Origin of the sequence: Streptomyces sp. NPDC014882, assembly GCF_043081325.1 — a bacterium.
Classification (GTDB): domain Bacteria; phylum Actinomycetota; class Actinomycetes; order Streptomycetales; family Streptomycetaceae; genus Streptomyces.
The window spans coordinates 232964-247023 of record NZ_JBIBWL010000007.1 but is presented as its reverse complement, the minus strand read 5'-3'; the positions used below and the strand labels follow the sequence as shown (position 1 = coordinate 247023).

Annotated in this window: 13 protein-coding genes; 5 read left to right on the top strand and 8 right to left on the bottom strand. The window is 74.7% G+C overall.

The features are described 5' to 3' along the window. The first annotated feature begins 110 nt into the window (after window positions 1–110). Complete coding sequence (locus ACF09K_RS18895) at window positions 111–1373, top strand: extracellular solute-binding protein (RefSeq protein ID WP_392244917.1); 1263 nt, start codon at window positions 111–113, stop codon at window positions 1371–1373. Window positions 1374–1427: 54 nt separating this feature from the next. Here the strand turns inward: ACF09K_RS18895 and egtD are convergent, their stop codons facing one another. Genes egtD through egtA form a run of 4 tightly spaced genes read right to left on the bottom strand, consistent with a single transcriptional unit; the run spans window position 1428 to window position 5837 of the window. Next, window positions 1428–2390, bottom strand: a complete 963-nt coding sequence (egtD, locus tag ACF09K_RS18890; RefSeq protein ID WP_392244915.1) for an L-histidine N(alpha)-methyltransferase — start codon at window positions 2388–2390, stop codon at window positions 1428–1430. Continuing rightward, window positions 2387–3208 (bottom strand): ergothioneine biosynthesis protein EgtC, encoded by an 822-nt coding sequence (egtC, locus tag ACF09K_RS18885; protein WP_392244914.1) that lies wholly within the window; start codon window positions 3206–3208, stop codon window positions 2387–2389. The genes egtD and egtC overlap by 4 nt, the downstream gene beginning before the upstream one ends. Further along, window positions 3208–4533 (bottom strand): ergothioneine biosynthesis protein EgtB, encoded by a 1326-nt coding sequence (gene egtB / locus ACF09K_RS18880; protein WP_392244912.1) that lies wholly within the window; start codon window positions 4531–4533, stop codon window positions 3208–3210. The genes egtC and egtB overlap by 1 nt, the downstream gene beginning before the upstream one ends. After that, entirely contained in the window at window positions 4530–5837 is a 1308-nt protein-coding gene (gene egtA, locus ACF09K_RS18875) for an ergothioneine biosynthesis glutamate--cysteine ligase EgtA (protein WP_392244910.1), read from the bottom strand. The genes egtB and egtA overlap by 4 nt, the downstream gene beginning before the upstream one ends. A gap of 329 nt (window positions 5838–6166) precedes the next feature. On the opposite strand from egtA, the gene ACF09K_RS18870 reads away from it, so the two are divergent. Next, window positions 6167–7000: a TIGR02452 family protein gene (locus ACF09K_RS18870; RefSeq protein ID WP_392244909.1), complete on the top strand. Its 834-nt coding sequence runs from the start codon at window positions 6167–6169 to the stop codon at window positions 6998–7000. 84 nt (window positions 7001–7084) lie between these two features. On the opposite strand, the gene ACF09K_RS18865 is transcribed toward ACF09K_RS18870, so the two are convergent. Together ACF09K_RS18865 and ACF09K_RS18860 are read right to left on the bottom strand one after the other, a co-directional pair. Then, complete coding sequence (locus ACF09K_RS18865; protein ID WP_392244907.1) at window positions 7085–7534, bottom strand: type II toxin-antitoxin system PemK/MazF family toxin; 450 nt, start codon at window positions 7532–7534, stop codon at window positions 7085–7087. 80 nt (window positions 7535–7614) lie between these two features. Continuing rightward, on the bottom strand, window positions 7615–9036 hold the full coding sequence (locus ACF09K_RS18860; protein ID WP_392244906.1) for an amidase: 1422 nt from the start codon (window positions 9034–9036) through the stop codon (window positions 7615–7617). Between the two features lie 259 nt (window positions 9037–9295). Between ACF09K_RS18860 and ACF09K_RS18855 the strand changes: the two genes are divergently transcribed. Both ACF09K_RS18855 and ACF09K_RS18850 read left to right on the top strand, forming a co-directional pair. Next, a complete protein-coding gene (locus ACF09K_RS18855) occupies window positions 9296–10684 on the top strand; it encodes a glycoside hydrolase family 43 protein (protein WP_392244905.1) in 1389 nt (462 codons plus the stop codon). 147 nt (window positions 10685–10831) lie between these two features. Beyond that, the gene (locus tag ACF09K_RS18850) at window positions 10832–11215 is read left to right on the top strand and encodes a nuclear transport factor 2 family protein (RefSeq protein WP_392244903.1); all 384 of its coding nucleotides are present in this window, start codon (window positions 10832–10834) and stop codon (window positions 11213–11215) included. A gap of 220 nt (window positions 11216–11435) precedes the next feature. Here ACF09K_RS18850 and ACF09K_RS18845 read toward each other — a convergent pair whose 3' ends face one another. Then, on the bottom strand, window positions 11436–12386 hold the full coding sequence (locus tag ACF09K_RS18845; RefSeq protein WP_392244901.1) for an FkbM family methyltransferase: 951 nt from the start codon (window positions 12384–12386) through the stop codon (window positions 11436–11438). A gap of 302 nt (window positions 12387–12688) precedes the next feature. Beyond that, on the bottom strand, window positions 12689–13252 hold the full coding sequence (locus tag ACF09K_RS18840; protein WP_392244900.1) for an NADPH-dependent FMN reductase: 564 nt from the start codon (window positions 13250–13252) through the stop codon (window positions 12689–12691). 119 nt (window positions 13253–13371) lie between these two features. Here ACF09K_RS18840 and ACF09K_RS18835 point away from each other — a divergent pair, with 119 nt between their 5' ends. Then, window positions 13372–14049, top strand: coding sequence for a TetR/AcrR family transcriptional regulator (locus ACF09K_RS18835; RefSeq protein ID WP_392244899.1), 678 nt, complete (start codon window positions 13372–13374; stop codon window positions 14047–14049). The last annotated feature ends 11 nt before the right edge of the window (window positions 14050–14060 follow it).

Here is a 14060-nt window from a genome sequence, read left to right as displayed (position 1 = left end):
TGACGTCCGCATTGGTCCATACCAAAATCCCCTGCACCCGTCCGGGCCGCCGCGCCCCTTCCCCCACGCCGGGCCCCTCGCCCCTGTCCACCAGACAGAACAGGACCCCCGTGAGACGTCGCCTCCTCGCCCTCCTCTGCGTGTCCGCCACCCTCCTCACCGGCTGCGGTGCCGTACCCGGCGTCGGCGGGGACGACCGGCGGACCGTCATCGTCTGGCTCATGAAGGACAGCGCCTCGCAGGACTTCCTGGACCGCTTCACCGAGGACTTCGAACGCGACCACCCCGACCTCGACCTGGACGTCCGCATCCAGGAGTGGACCGGCATCGCCGGGAAGGTGCAGGCGGCCCTGGCGGGCGGCGGCGAGGACGGGCCGGACGTCATCGAGGTCGGCAACACCCAGGTCCCGCTGTACGTCGACGGCGACCGGCTGCTGGACCTGACCCTGGAAGCCGTGGCCAAGTGGGAGGGGGAGGAGTGGCTGCCCGGCCTCGCCGACCCGGGACAGCGCCGCTTCCACCAGTACGGCATCCCCTGGTACGCGGCCAACCGCGTCGTGATCTACCGCAAGGACCTCTTCGCGCGGGCCGGGGTCACCGCCGTGCCGCGCACCCGCGAGGAGTGGCTTACCGTCACCGGGAAGCTGGACTCGGGCGGGACCCAGGGCATCTACCTGGCTGGCCAGGACTGGTACACCCTGTCCGGCTTCATCTGGGACGAGGGCGGCGACCTCGCCACCGAGGACGCCGGCCGCTGGGAGGGCGCCCTGGACACCCCGGCCGCCCTGCGCGGCATGGAGTTCTACCGGCGCCTTCAGTCCCTCGGCGCGGGGCCGGTGGACGCGGATGAGGAACACCCGCCCCAGGCGGGGGTGTTCGCCGCGGGCGAGGTCGCCCAGATCGTCGCCGTCCCCGGCCTCGCACGAGCCGTCGTCCGGCAGAACCCCGCCCTGGAGGGGAAACTGGGGTACTTCCCCGTCCCGGGCAGGACCGCGGCGAAACCGGGCGCGGTCCTCATCGGCGGCTCCGACCTCGTCGTGCCCCGCAACACCGACCGGCGCGAGGGGGCCGTCGCCGTGATCGCCGCGCTGACCGGCGCCGAATGGAACACCGACCTGGCCCGCACCATGAACTACGTCCCGAACAAGGCGAAGCTGGCGTCGGCGGTGGCCGGCGAGGAGGGGGTCGCCGCCATGGCGGCCGGAGCCGCGCAGGGCCGGGCGACCCCCAGCACGCCCGAGTGGGCCGCCGTGGAGGCGGACAACCCGATCAAGACCTACATGACCAGGGTGCTCGGCGGGGCCGACCCCGCCACGGAGGCCCGCCGCGCCTCCCGGCGGATCACCGAGGCGCTGACGGTCTCCACGGGCTGACCGCCCCCGTACGGGCGTTCCCGCCGCCCGGCCACCCCTACCGCACGCCCGCCCTCACCGCACGGTGCTCAGCGAGAGCGCGAAGCGGCCCTGCCGGTCCGTCCACCAGCGGGACAGCTCGAGTCCCGCCGCGGACAGCTCCGCGCGCACGCCCGGCTCGCGGAACTTCGCCGAGACCTCCGTGCGCAGTTCCTCGCCCGCCGCGAAGTCGACGGCGAGACCGAGCGCGGGCAGCTTCACCGTCTGCGCCGTGCGGGAGCGCAGCCGCATCTCGATCCACTCGTTCCCCGCGTCCCAGAGCGCGACGTGGTCGAAGGCGTCCGGATCGAAGTCGCCGCCCAGCTCGCGGTTGACGACGGACAGGACGTTCTTGTTGAACGCCGCCGTCACCCCGGCCGCGTCGTCGTACGCCCGCACCAGGACCTCCTCGTCCTTCACGAGGTCCGTGCCGAGCAGCAGGGCGTCGCCCGGCGAGAGCAGTGCCCGCACCGAGCCGAGGAAGGCCGCCCGCTCGGCGGGGAGGAGGTTGCCGATCGTGCCGCCGAGGAACGCCACCAGCCGCGGCCCCGGGGTGTCCGGGAGCGTCAGCGGTGCCGTGAAGTCGGCGATGAGCGCGTGGACGGACAGGCCCGGCCGCTCGGCGGCGAGGGCCCGGCCCGCCCCGGTGAGGGCGCTCTCGCTGACGTCGACCGGCACGTAGGTGTCCAGGTCCGTCAGCGCGCCGATCAGGTGGCGGGTCTTCTCCGAGGACCCCGAACCCAGCTCGACCAGGGTGCGGGCGCCGGCCGCGGCGGCGATCTCGCCGGCCCGGTCCACGAGGATCTCGCGCTCGGCCCGCGTCGGGTAGTACTCGGGCAACTCGGTGATCCGCTCGAACAGTTCGCTGCCCTCGGCGTCGTAGAACCACTTGGGCGGCAGCGTCTTGGGGGTGGCGGTGAGGCCCTGGAGGACGTCGGCGCGCAGGGCGGCGTCGGTGGCGTCCTCCGGGAGGGTGCGGGTGATCTGGAAGGGGCTCACGAGCCGTTCTCCTCGGGTGATGGGGCCGCTCCCGCGGCGGGGCCGGAAGCGGGGGAGGGCGCCGCGTCCGCGCTCGGGTCCTTCAGCGGGGTGAGCAGCACCTCGGTGCGGGTCGCCACGAGCAGGGTGCGGTCGGGTACCTCCTGCCAGCGCGGATCGTCGTCGTAGGGCTCGGAGGCCACGACCGTGCGGCCGGGCTCCGTCAGGTACCAGAGGGTGTCCCCCCAGGCCGTCGCGGTGACGGTGTCGCCGTTGCCGAGCAGCAGGTTGAGGCGGGACCCGGGGGCCGCCGCGGCGACCTCCTGCACCGTGTCGGCGAGCGCCTGGCCCTCCGTGTCCCCGGCGCGCAGCCGGGCCAGGACCAGCGCCCACACGAACGCGGAGTCGTTGCGCGCCTCCATCGACAGCACGGCGGACGCCGGCAGCGTGCGCGCGAGCGGCTCCAGCGACCCCGGCCAGCCCGGCACGGCCCCGTTGTGGCTGAACAGCCAGGGCCCCGCCGCGAACGGCGCCGCCGCGGCCTCGGCGTCCGCCCCGGCCAGCGTCGCGTCGCGTACGGCGGCCAGCACCGCCCCGCTGCGCACGACGCGGGCCAGGTCGGCGAAGGACAGGTCGGCCCAGATCGGCCCGGCCCGGCGGTAGCGGGCCGGCACCGGATCGTCCTCGGCATACCAGCCCACTCCGAAGCCATCGGCGTTGACCGTGCCGTACCGCTGCGTGCGGGGAGCCCACGACTGGCGGTACAGACTGTGCGGGGGCTCCACCAGGAGCCGGCCGAGCGGTTCCCGCGGTCCCAGGAACGCGAGGTGACGACACATCAGACGGCTCCCGAACGGGCGGTGCGGAAGCCGGAGAAGATCTGCCGCCGGACCGGGAGGTCCCAGTTGCGGAAGGTGCCCCGGCAGGCCACCGGGTCCACCGCGAACGAACCGCCCCGCAGCACCTTGTGCTCGGGGCCGAAGAACACCTCCGAGTACTCCTTGTACGGGAACGCCCGGAAACCGGGGTAGGGCTGGAAGTCGCTCGACGTCCACTCCCACACGTCGCCGATCAACTGCCTGACCCCCAGGGGCGATTCGCCGGCCGGATAGCTGCCCGCGGGCGCCGGGCGCAGATGGCGCTGGCCCAGGTTGGCGTGCTCGGGCGCGGGGTCGGCGTCGCCCCACGGGTAGCGCATCGAGCCGCCGGTCGCGGGGTCGAAGCGGGCCGCCTTCTCCCACTCGGACTCGGTGGGCAGCCGCCGCCCGGCCCAGCGGGCGTAGGCGTCGGCCTCGTACCAGCACACGTGCAGCACCGGCTCCTCGGGCGGCACGACCTCGGTGACGCCGAAGCGGCGCCGGAGCCACTGGCCGCCGTCGCGGTGCCAGAACAACGGCGCCCCGATCCGGTGCCGGCGGATGTGGGACCAGCCCTGCGCCGTCCACCAGCGGGGGTCGTCGTAACCGCCGTCGTCGATGAACGCCTGGTAGGCGCCGTTGGTCACCGGCGTGGTGTCGATGTGGAACGCCGCCACCTCGCGCCGGTGCGCGGGCCGCTCGTTGTCCAGCGCCCACGGCTCGCCGGAGGTGCCCATCGTGAACGGGCCGCCCGGCACGAGTACTTCGGACGGGCCGGTGAACAGCGGGGCCGGTTCCGGGTCGGGCGCGGTCAGGGCCTGCGGCCCCGTGCGCAGCTGATGGGTGATCAGCATGGTCTCGTCGTGCTGCTGTTCGTGCTGGGCGACCATGCCGAAGGCGAAGCCGGCCTCGGTGAGCCGGGTCCCGTCGAAGTCGGCCGACTCCAGCACGTCCAGGACCCGCCCGCGGACCTCCGCCGCGTAGGCGCGGGCCTCGGCGGGCGGCAGCAGCGGCAGCGAGGGCCGCTCGGAGCGCGGGTGCTCGAAGGCGTCGTACAGGCCGTCGATCTCGGGGCGCATCGCCTCGCGGCCGGCCACGGCGCGCAGCAGCCACAGCTCCTCCTGGTTCCCGATGTGCGCGAGGTCCCACACCAGGGGGGACATCAGCGGGGAGTGCTGTGCGGTGAGGTCGGGGTCCTCGACGCAGCTGGTCAGGAGCGTGGTGCGCGCGCGGGCGGTGACGAGGGTGGTGAGTGCCCGCTCGCGCAACGCCTCGGCCTCCAGGGGCTCGGGGACGAGGTCGGTCATGTGGGGATGTCCTTCCCGTGGGTGCGGCCGTCGGCGGCGTGCAGGCGGTCCAGCTGGTCGTCGGCGGGACTGCGGCCCTTGCGGACGTAGCGCTCCAGGTACGCGGCGACGGCGTCCGTCACCCCGGCGTCGGCGCCGATCCGGGGCAGGGCCTCCAAGGCCGTCGTGAAGCAGGCCACGGCGGTCTCCTGCAGTTCGGGGTCGGCGAGGCCGGAGCGGGCCGCCTCGCGCCACAGCGGGTTGTGCGGGGCCGGACCGGACCGGGACCGTTCCGCCAGCGGTTTCACCGCCCGGTAGGCGCTCTCGGCGGCCTCCGGGTCGTCGAACAGCGCCGTCGTCACCGCGAGCGGCACGATCCAGCCGTCCTCGCCCGGCTGCGCGTCGATCATGCGCAGCTCCAGGTGGCCGCGCGGTCTCACCGGCGGGAACAGCGTGGACATGTGGTACTCGAGGTCCGCCCGGGTGGGCGTCCCCGACCGGGTCCACTCCCGGAAGGTCAGGTCCTCGGGCACGTCCCACGGCCCGTCGTCCCGGCGTACGCACATCACCGGCGCGTCCAGGACGCGTTCGGCCCACGCGGCGCGCGGCTCCCGGTCCAGGTCCGGCGCGCCCGCGCGGCCCGCGCCGATCTCCGTCCACAGCCGCTGCCGAGTGGAGCGCCAGCCCGTCGGCTCGCCGCCGAGCAGCGGCGAGTTGGCGAAGGCGGCGACCAGGACGGGGCCCAGCATGTGCGCCAGCCACCAGCGCCGTCCGTGCCCCAGCGGGCCGGGCTCCTCGTGCCCCGCGTCCAGGCAGACCTGCACGGAGGCCGAGGTGCACATCATGGCCCGCCCGGCCGGGCCGGTGCGGTCGAGGTGCGTCTCCATGGCGTCGTAGCGCGGCTGGTGCAGGAACCGCCGGGGCGGGTGCCAGGGCTCGGTGCCGAGTCCGGCGAGGACCAGTCCCGCCTCGCGCAGGACGGCGCGGACGGCGTCCAGGTCGGCGGCGACGGTGCTCACGCACTCCGTCAGGGAGGCGGCGGGCGGAGAACTCAGCTCCAGCTGGCCGCCGGGTTCGACGGTGAGCGCCGAGGACAGCGGCACCGTCCGCAGGGCCTCGTAGGCCGCCGCGAGTCGTTCGGGTGGGACGGGGAGCCGCGGTGAACGCAGCTCGTGGACGAACCATTCCACTTCGACCCCGACGGTACGGGGCGGTCCGGTCTTGAAGCAGATGCCCTTGACCAGGGCCTCCACCTCGGCCTCGGTGAGCGGGGTACGGGTCCCCGTACAGTCGCTCCCCGAAGCACTGCTCGACGTGTCGGACATGTCGGTATCCTCCTGAGATTCCACCATGCCACCGGTCCGGCTTCGATGATGCCGGACCGGTTCGCTCATCCACCCAAGACCCTCTCGCCGCATCGCACAAGAGCGCCCATCGGCGCCCGCGGGGCCGAAGCCCTCTCCTTCCCGCACCGTTCCCAGGCCGTTCCCGACGGGTTCCCGACGGGTTCCCGGCCGGTGGAAAACCGGTTGCCCCGTCCGTTCAGCATCGCCGACGATGCGTGCATGAGCACGACGGGGGAGACGGACGGGGTGCGGCACGCGATGCGGCGCACCGTGCGGCACGCGGCCGTGGCGTCCACGGGGGTGGCGCCGTGAGCGCGCGGCTGCGCGGTGTCGCGCGGGAGACGGAGGAGGCCGTGGCCGCGGGCGCGTACCGCACGGCCGACGGCCGCGAGGTGCCGATCGCCGCCGCGGTCGGGGCCGCCCGGGAGGGGACCCGCGTGCTGGGGCCCGGCCCGGTACCGGTCCCGGAGGGGGTCCTGGGGACCGCCCCGTCCGCCCCGCGGATCGAGGTCACCGGCGAGAGCAGCCTGGAGGCCGCCCGCCGGCTCGCGGACGCCCCGGTGGCGGTGCTCAACTTCGCCTCCGCCCGCAACCCCGGCGGCGGCTACCTCAACGGCGCCCAGGCCCAGGAAGAGGCCCTGTGCCGCGGCTCCGCGCTGTACACCTGCCTGCTGCGGGCCCCCGGGTTCTACGACCACCACCGCACCCACCGCGACCCGTTCTACACGGACCGGGTGGTCCACTCGCCGGCCGTGCCGGTCTTCCGCGACGACCGGGGCCGGTTCCTGCCCGAGCCGTACACCGCCGGCTTCCTGACCGCCGCCGCGCCGAACGCCGGAGTGATCCTGCGGACGGCGCCGGAGCGCGCCGGCGAACTGCCGCGCGCCCTGGCCGTACGCGCCGAACGCGTCCTGGAGACGGCCGCGGCGCACGGCTACCGGCGGCTGGTCCTCGGCGCCTGGGGCTGCGGCGTCTTCCGCAACGACCCCGCGCAGGTGGCGGACGCCTTCCGGACGCTGCTGGGGTTCGGCGGCCGGTTCGAGGGGACGTTCACGCGGGTGGTGTTCGGGGTGCTGGACCGGACGCCGGGGAGCGTGGTCCGCCAGGCCTTCGTACGCGCCTTCCCGCAGCCGGAGTCGTAGCCGAAGTCGTGGCCGCGGCCGTGGTGACGGCCGCGGCCGCGGCTCCGCGAGCGGGTGTGAGCGGGTGCGGGCTCCGGCCGGGGCTCAGTGCCAGCCGTACCGTTCCCGCAGCCGGTGCACCACCAGGCCGAACCGCATCCGGTCCAGCGCGCAGGCCTCCCGCCGCATGCCCTGCTCGTGCAGCCGCAGCACGCGGTCGACGGCCACCCAGGAGTCCCGGCCCGAGCGGTCCCAGGGGCCGCTGCCGATCGGCACCCACTCGCGGTCGCCGGCGTGCGGCTTGCTGGACAGCCGTACGGCGAGGAAGGTGCCGGCCGCCTCCCGGGCGACGACCAGCACCGGGCGGTCCTTGCCCCGTCCGTCGTTCTCCTGGAAGGGCACCCAGGTCCAGACGATCTCGCCGGGGTCCGGGTCGCCGTCGTGCGCGGGCGAGTACTCGGTCCGCACCCGGCCGACCTCGCGCGGCTCGGCCTCGACGGTGGCACAGGGGCCGAAGCGGCCCGGGACGTTCTCTTCTTCGGTGGAAGCGGTCACGGAGGCACCTTAGGGTGTGCCCCGGGGCCTGTTCCCCGCGGCCCCGGGGCGTCCCGCGCGGGTGCACCCGGAGCGGGGGCTCACGGGGCCGGGGAGTCCGTGACGAGCGGCTCCGGCCACCGTTCGTGCCAGCGCAGGTCCGCCTCCAACTGCGCGGCGAGCGACAGCAGCAGCGGCTCGCTGCCGGCGGGCCCGAGCAGTTGCGCGCCGACCGGCAGGCCGCCGGGCGTGAAGCCCGCGGGCACGTTGACGCCGGGCCAGCCGAGGACGTTCCACGGCCACGCGTAGGGGCACGCGGCGATCATGGCGCGGTCGGTGGCGAACCCGCTCAGCTCCAGCAGGGCGCCGATGCGCGGCGGGGGAGCGGCCGTCGTCGGCGCGAGCACCACGTCGTACGTCTCGAAGAAGCGGCCGATACGGCGGTGCAGGACCGCCTCCGCACGGCGGGCCGCCCGCAGCGGGGCGCCGCCGAGGAGCCGGCCGAGCCGGGCGGCGCCGTGGGTGCGCCGGTCGAGCAGGGCGGGGAACGGCGCCTCGGCCACCCACTCGGCGATCCCCGCGGTCGCCCGGGGCACGAAGGTCAGCCCGATCCGCCCGTACGGCGGGTCGGCCTCCTCGACGGTGTGGCCGAGGCCGGCCAGGGTCGTCGCGAGGGCGACGACCCGGTCGCGCACCTCGGGGAGCAGCCGGGCCGGTACGGCGGTGAACGGGGGCTTCAGCGCGAGGGCGACGCGCAGCCGCCCGGGGTCGCGGCCCACCGCGGTGAGGGCGTCGACGGCGGGCGGCCGGTGCGGGTCGCGCGGGTGGTTGCCGCTCGCCGCGTCGAGGAGGAGGGCCGCGTCGGCCACGGTCCTGGCCAGGGTGCCGTTGACCGTGATGCCCTGGAAGGTCTCGCCGCGCGGCCAGGTCGAGACGCGTCCGCGCTGCGGCTTGACGCCGACGAGGTGGGTCCAGGACGCCGGGATGCGGACCGAGCCGGCGCCGTCGGAGCCGAGCGCGGCGGGGACCAGGCCCGCCGCCACGGCGGCCGCCGAACCGCCGGACGAGCCGCCCGGGGTGTGGCCGGGGTGCCACGGGTTGCGGGTCGCGCCGAAGGCGGGGCCCTCGGTGAACGGCCACTGTCCGAGTTCGCAGGTGTTCGTCTTGCCGACGATCACGGCCCCGGCCGCGCGCAGCCGCCGTACCGCCTCCCCGTCCTCGGCGACCGCGGGGTGGGCGCCCGCGCAGCCGAAGGCGGTCGGCTCGCCGGCCACGTCCATGTCGTCCTTCACGGCGACCGGCACCCCCAGCAGGGGCCTGCGCGCGCCGGAGGACAACTCCCGGTCGGCCGCGTCGGCTTCGGCGAGCGCGGCCTCGGCGCGCACGACGCGGAAGGCGTTGAGGGTGCCCTGGGTCGCCTCGATCCGCGCCAGGGACCGCTCGACCAGCGTGCGGGAGGTGACCTCCCCGGCGGCCAGCGCGCGGGCGGTCTCGATCAGGCCTGCGGAACGGTCGAGCGTCATGGCGGGACACCTCCGTGAGCACCCTCGTGAGGACATTGTGTACCGAACGGTAACGTCTGGCCGCCGGGGGCGGAACGCACTCCGGACCGCGGCGGGTCCCGGGCCCGCCGCGGGCGCCGCACGGGCCACCGCCCGTTCCTGCGCGGGGCATTGACGCGCTCCGGGGCCACCCCTACCTTCTGATCGACTTTCCGAACCTCGTTCGACATGTCGAACTTGAGGCGTGCCGAACCCCCGAGCCGTAGGAAGAGAGCCGCACATGACCGCACGCCGCCCCGCCCCGTCCCGCCGCAGCCTGCTGCGCGCGGTGGCCGCCCTGCCCCTCTCCGCGTGGGCGCTGACCGAGGCGCCCGGTCTGCCCGGCACCGCGCTCGCCGCCGCCCCGCCCGGCGGATCGGCCACCCGCTACACCGTCGTGCCGTTCCTCGACAGCGACGACGGCACGGTGAACGTCTACCAGTCGGACGACGCCACCGACTTCCGCCTCGCCAGGTCCGCCGCCTACACCCCGCCCGCGAACCGCATCCGCGACGCGAGCGTCCTCAAGCACACCGACGGCTTCTACTACCTGACCTACACCACGCACACCTGGCAGGACCCCAGCACCACCATCGGGTTCGCCCGCAGCGCCGACCGGCTCACCTGGACGTTCCTGTACGACCACCCGGTCCCGGTCGCGGGCCTCTCGCGGGCCTGGGCGCCGGAGTGGTTCGTCGACGGCGACGGCAGCGTCCACATCATCGTGTCCTGCTCCACCACGGACGACGAGTGGATGTTCACCCCCTACCTGCTGAAGGCCACCGACGCGGGCCTCACCGCCTGGACCTCGCCCGTGGCCCTGGCCGGCATCGGCGAGAACCACATCGACACCTTCGTCGTGAAGCTCGGCCCGACCTACCACGCCTTCACCAAGAACGAGACGACCAAGTACATCGAGTACGCCACCGCCGCCCGGCTCGCGGGCCCGTACACCGTCTCCCGCACCGGTGACTGGGCGGGCTGGGGCAGCTACCGCGAGGGCCCGGCCCTCGTCCGGCTCGACAACGGCGGCTGGCGCGTCTTCTTCGACGGCTACGGCGACGGCACCTACTACTACAGCGACAGCTACGACACCTTCACCACCTGGAGCGCGCCGAAGGCCCTCCCAGGCCTCTCCGGCACGGCCCGCCACTTCACCGTCGTCAAGGAGACGGTGGCCGGCGGGGTGAGCCTGCCCAGGAACGTCACCCGCTCCTTCCGCTCCGTCAACTACCCCACCCGGTACTGGCAGGCGCGGTCCTCGCTGCTCGACCTGCCGGTGGTGACCGCGGCCGGCACGGCCGCCGAGAAGCAGGCCGCCACCTTCACGGTCGTCCCCGGCCTCGCGGACGCCGACGGCTGCTCCTTCCGCGACGCCGCCGGCAACTACCTGCGCCACTACTCCTTCCGTGCCCGCTTCGACCCGAACGACGGCACGCCGGCCTTCGCCGGGGACGCCACCTTCATCGCCCGCACCGGCACCACGAGCGGCTCGGCGCGCTTCGAGTCGTACAACCACCCCGGCCACTACCTGCGCCACTACGACTACCGGCTCCGCGTGGAGCACTCCGACGGCACGGACCTGTTCCGCCGGGACAGCTCCTTCCTGCCGGTGACCGCCTGGGCCTGAACGGCCCCGGCCGACGGCGCGGCGAGCACCGGGCGGCCCGGACAGCCATGATGATCGCTGACAGGCATGCGCCGAGGTACGCCCCGGTCCTGCCGTGCGGTGACGGCGATCCGGCGGTGGAGACGGGGCACGACGACAGGAGCACGGATGAACCCCTCAGCCGACGTGCACACCCGCATGGAGGTCATCGACGCCTACCGGGCCCATCTGCACGCGATGGCCGACGGCGACACCGCCGCGCTGGACGCCCTGCTCGACGACGGCTTCACCCTGAGGCGGACCACGGGGGACGAGCAGCCGAAGGCCGCCTGGCTGGCGGACCTGCGCGCCGAGACGTTCGTCCCGCAGGCGATCGAGGAGAAGACCGTGACCGTCGCGGTCGACGGCGACACGGCACGCCTCGTGGGCCGCGTGGTCACGCGTCCGGCCGCGGACGGCGCGCACGAGGACCGGCGGCTCCAGCTGACCATGGACTACGCCCGCGTACGGGACTCCTGGATCGCCCTGCGCTCGGTGACCCGGAGCTGGTGACCCGGAGCCGGTTCCCCCGAGCGGGCGACCCGCGCGGGGCCGCCCTCCCGCCGAGGGGCCACCGGCCGGTGGACGCGAGGACGGGGGACCGGACGGCCGGCGGCGCCGCCCCGGGCGGCCCGTCGCGGCGCGGGGGGGAGGCGGCCCGCTACCGCACGGGGGAGGCGGCCCGCTACCGCACGGGGGAGGCGGCCCGCTACCGCACGGGGGAGGCGGCCCGCTACCGCAGGGGGGCCGCGTCCGCGCGCATCAGCACGCAGTCGAACTCGATCACCCGGCCGGTGGCCGCCTCGCGGGTCACCGGGTACATGCCCGTGATGCCGAACCCGGCCGCCTCGTACGTCGCGACGGCCTCGCCCATGCCCGGACTGCCCTCGTACAGCCGCAGCACCGCGACCTCGGACTGCATGCCGACGAACTCCCCGACCCGCTTCCCGGCCCCGGCGAACACTTCCAGGTCGTAGCCCTGGGTGTCCATCTTCAGGTAGGGGCGCGGATCCGCCAGGCCGTCCAGCGCCTCGTCCATGACCGCGTCGAGCCGGCGGACGCGGATCTCCTCGGTGTCGGACGTGTGGAACCGGCTGTACCGGTCCTTGCCGTAGTCGCTGGGCCCCAGCAGGGAGTTCATGGTCTTCCAGCCGGTGTGGATCTCGGCGGTCGTCTCCGTACGGCCCAGTCCGCACCGGTGCACGTGCCAGTCGGGGTCCTGCGCCGCGGCCTTCTCCAGCTCGGCGAACGCCTTCGAGGTGGGTTCGAACGACACGATCCGCCCGGTGTAGCCGAGCCGGCGCAGCCGGCGGGCGTACTGGCCGCTGTTGGCGCCGACGTCGAAGACGCAGTTCGCGTCGTAGAGGGCGAGCATGGCGGTGACGTGCTGGGCGCACAGGTACTCGGCCGCCGCGAGTTGCAGCCCGCGTTCGTCGTGCCGGGCCGCTCCGTCCATGAGCAGCAGCGCGCCGGTCCCGCCGAGCCGGACGGCACGGGCGTCCGCGTCCGCGTGGTCGCCGGCGCCGCCCTTCGCCCGCCTGACGATCCACGTGCCCTTGTCGGCACCGGTGACCGTCAGCGGGGTGGCGGACCGGGACACCAGCGCCGTCCCCGGGGCGATGTCGGTCACCTGGACGCCGATCCGGGGCATCAGCCGCAGGAGCCGTCGATAAAAGGTCTGCATCCCGCCAGCCCTATCAGACACGACCGGGTGCGGGCCGCCCGTCGGACGACATTCGCCCTCGCGGTTCACCGCCTTCTTGCTCACGCTTACTCACGCGCGGCGCGGGCGCACTCGCCCGGACACGGCCGGAAGGGGCCCGGAGACTCCGGGCCCCTTCCAGTCGCTGCGCCTGTCGTCGGTGCCGCCGCGACGGACGGTCGGACGCCGAGGCGGCCGGACCGGCCGGACGGTCGTGCGGCCGGGCCGCAGGACCTCCGGACCGTCAGAGGGCCGGACGGCCAGAGGGGCAGGCGGTCAGGCGGTCAGGCGGCGACGGTCTCGCCGGCGTGGCCGTGCAGACGGGTTACGACCTCGGTCAGCTGCGCGGCGACCTCGGCGTCGTCGACCGGGTGGGTCTCGGCGAAGCGGGTCAGGGAGCCGGGGATGGAGAGCTTGAGGTCCTCGATCACCCTGCCGCCGGCGATGCCCACGGCCTTGCGGGCCTCGTCCTGCGCCCACACGCCGCCGAACTGGCCGAACGCGGTGCCGACGACGGCGACCGGCTTGCCGCCGAAGGCGCCGGCGCCGTACGGGCGGGACAGCCAGTCGATGGCGTTCTTCAGGACGGCGGGGATGGTGCCGTTGTACTCGGGCGAGAACAGCAGGAAGGCGTCGGCGGCCTGAGCGGCCTCACGCAGCTTGGCGGCGGCGGCCGGGACGCCGCCCTCGACGTCGAGGTCCTCGTTGTAGAACGGGATGTCGGCCAGGCCTTCGTACAGGTCGACCTGCGCACCCTCCGGAGCGACCTTGACGGCCGCCTCGGCGAGCTGACGGTTGGTGGAACCGGCGCGGAGGCTGCCGACGAGCGCGAGGATGCGGACAGACATGGATTACTCCCAGGGGGCGGAAACAAGGCGACGACAATCCGGACCGAGGTCCGTTTACAAGTTCTAACACCCTAACCGGACCGCGGTCCAGTTTCTTCCCGGTGCTTTACGCTGAGTTCATGTCCGCCGCCCTGCCTCCCTTCCCCGGACCCGGGACGCCCCTCGGCGAACCCGAGCTGCTGCAGCTCGGAACGGCCGGGGACGAGCCCTGCCTGCGTGCCGACGCGGCCCGCAACCGCGCCCGGCTGCTGGACGCCGCCGCCCGGCTGGTCGCCGCGCACGGCGCGGCCGGGGTCACGATGGAGGCGGTGGCCGCCGCGGCGAACGTCGGCAAGGGGACGGTCTTCCGCCGCTTCGGCGACCGCACCGGCCTGCTGACGGCACTGCTCGACCACTCCGAGCGGAAGTTCCAGGCGGCGTTCCTCGGCGGGCCGCCGCCGCTCGGGCCCGGCGCCGCGCCGGTGGAGCGGCTGCGGGCGTTCGGGGTCGCCTACCTGCGGCGCGCGATCGACGAGCTGGACCTGCTGCTGGCGGCCGAACCCGGCCCGGACCGACGCTTCACCGGCCCCGTCCACCGGCTGTACCACGGTCACCTCACGCTGCTGCTGCGGCAGGCGGCACCGGACGCCGGCCCGGACCTGCTGGCCCACACCCTGCTCGGCTACCTCAACCCGCCCCTGATCCACCACCTGGTCCGCCAGAGCGCGACCCCGCCGGCCCGTCTGGAAACCGGCTGGACCGACCTGGTGGACCGGATCACGGCCGCCCGCGGCGGGGACGGCGGACGAGGAGCGTGACGTGAACCGGC

What these genes read in the sequence shown, in the direction of transcription:
- egtC (WP_392244914.1), bottom strand. Translation starts at nt 3,208, where the DNA reads ATGTGTCGTCACCTCGCGTTCCTGGGACCGCGGGAACCGCTCGGCCGG.
- egtB (WP_392244912.1), bottom strand. Translation starts at nt 4,533, where the DNA reads ATGACCGACCTCGTCCCCGAGCCCCTGGAGGCCGAGGCGTTGCGCGAG.
- egtA (WP_392244910.1), bottom strand. Translation starts at nt 5,837, where the DNA reads ATGTCCGACACGTCGAGCAGTGCTTCGGGGAGCGACTGTACGGGGACC.
- ACF09K_RS18860 (WP_392244906.1), bottom strand. Translation starts at nt 9,036, where the DNA reads ATGACGCTCGACCGTTCCGCAGGCCTGATCGAGACCGCCCGCGCGCTG.
- ACF09K_RS18855 (WP_392244905.1), top strand. Translation starts at nt 9,296, where the DNA reads ATGACCGCACGCCGCCCCGCCCCGTCCCGCCGCAGCCTGCTGCGCGCG.
- ACF09K_RS18850 (WP_392244903.1), top strand. Translation starts at nt 10,832, where the DNA reads ATGAACCCCTCAGCCGACGTGCACACCCGCATGGAGGTCATCGACGCC.
- ACF09K_RS18845 (WP_392244901.1), bottom strand. Translation starts at nt 12,386, where the DNA reads ATGCAGACCTTTTATCGACGGCTCCTGCGGCTGATGCCCCGGATCGGC.
- ACF09K_RS18840 (WP_392244900.1), bottom strand. Translation starts at nt 13,252, where the DNA reads ATGTCTGTCCGCATCCTCGCGCTCGTCGGCAGCCTCCGCGCCGGTTCC.
- ACF09K_RS18835 (WP_392244899.1), top strand. Translation starts at nt 13,372, where the DNA reads ATGTCCGCCGCCCTGCCTCCCTTCCCCGGACCCGGGACGCCCCTCGGC.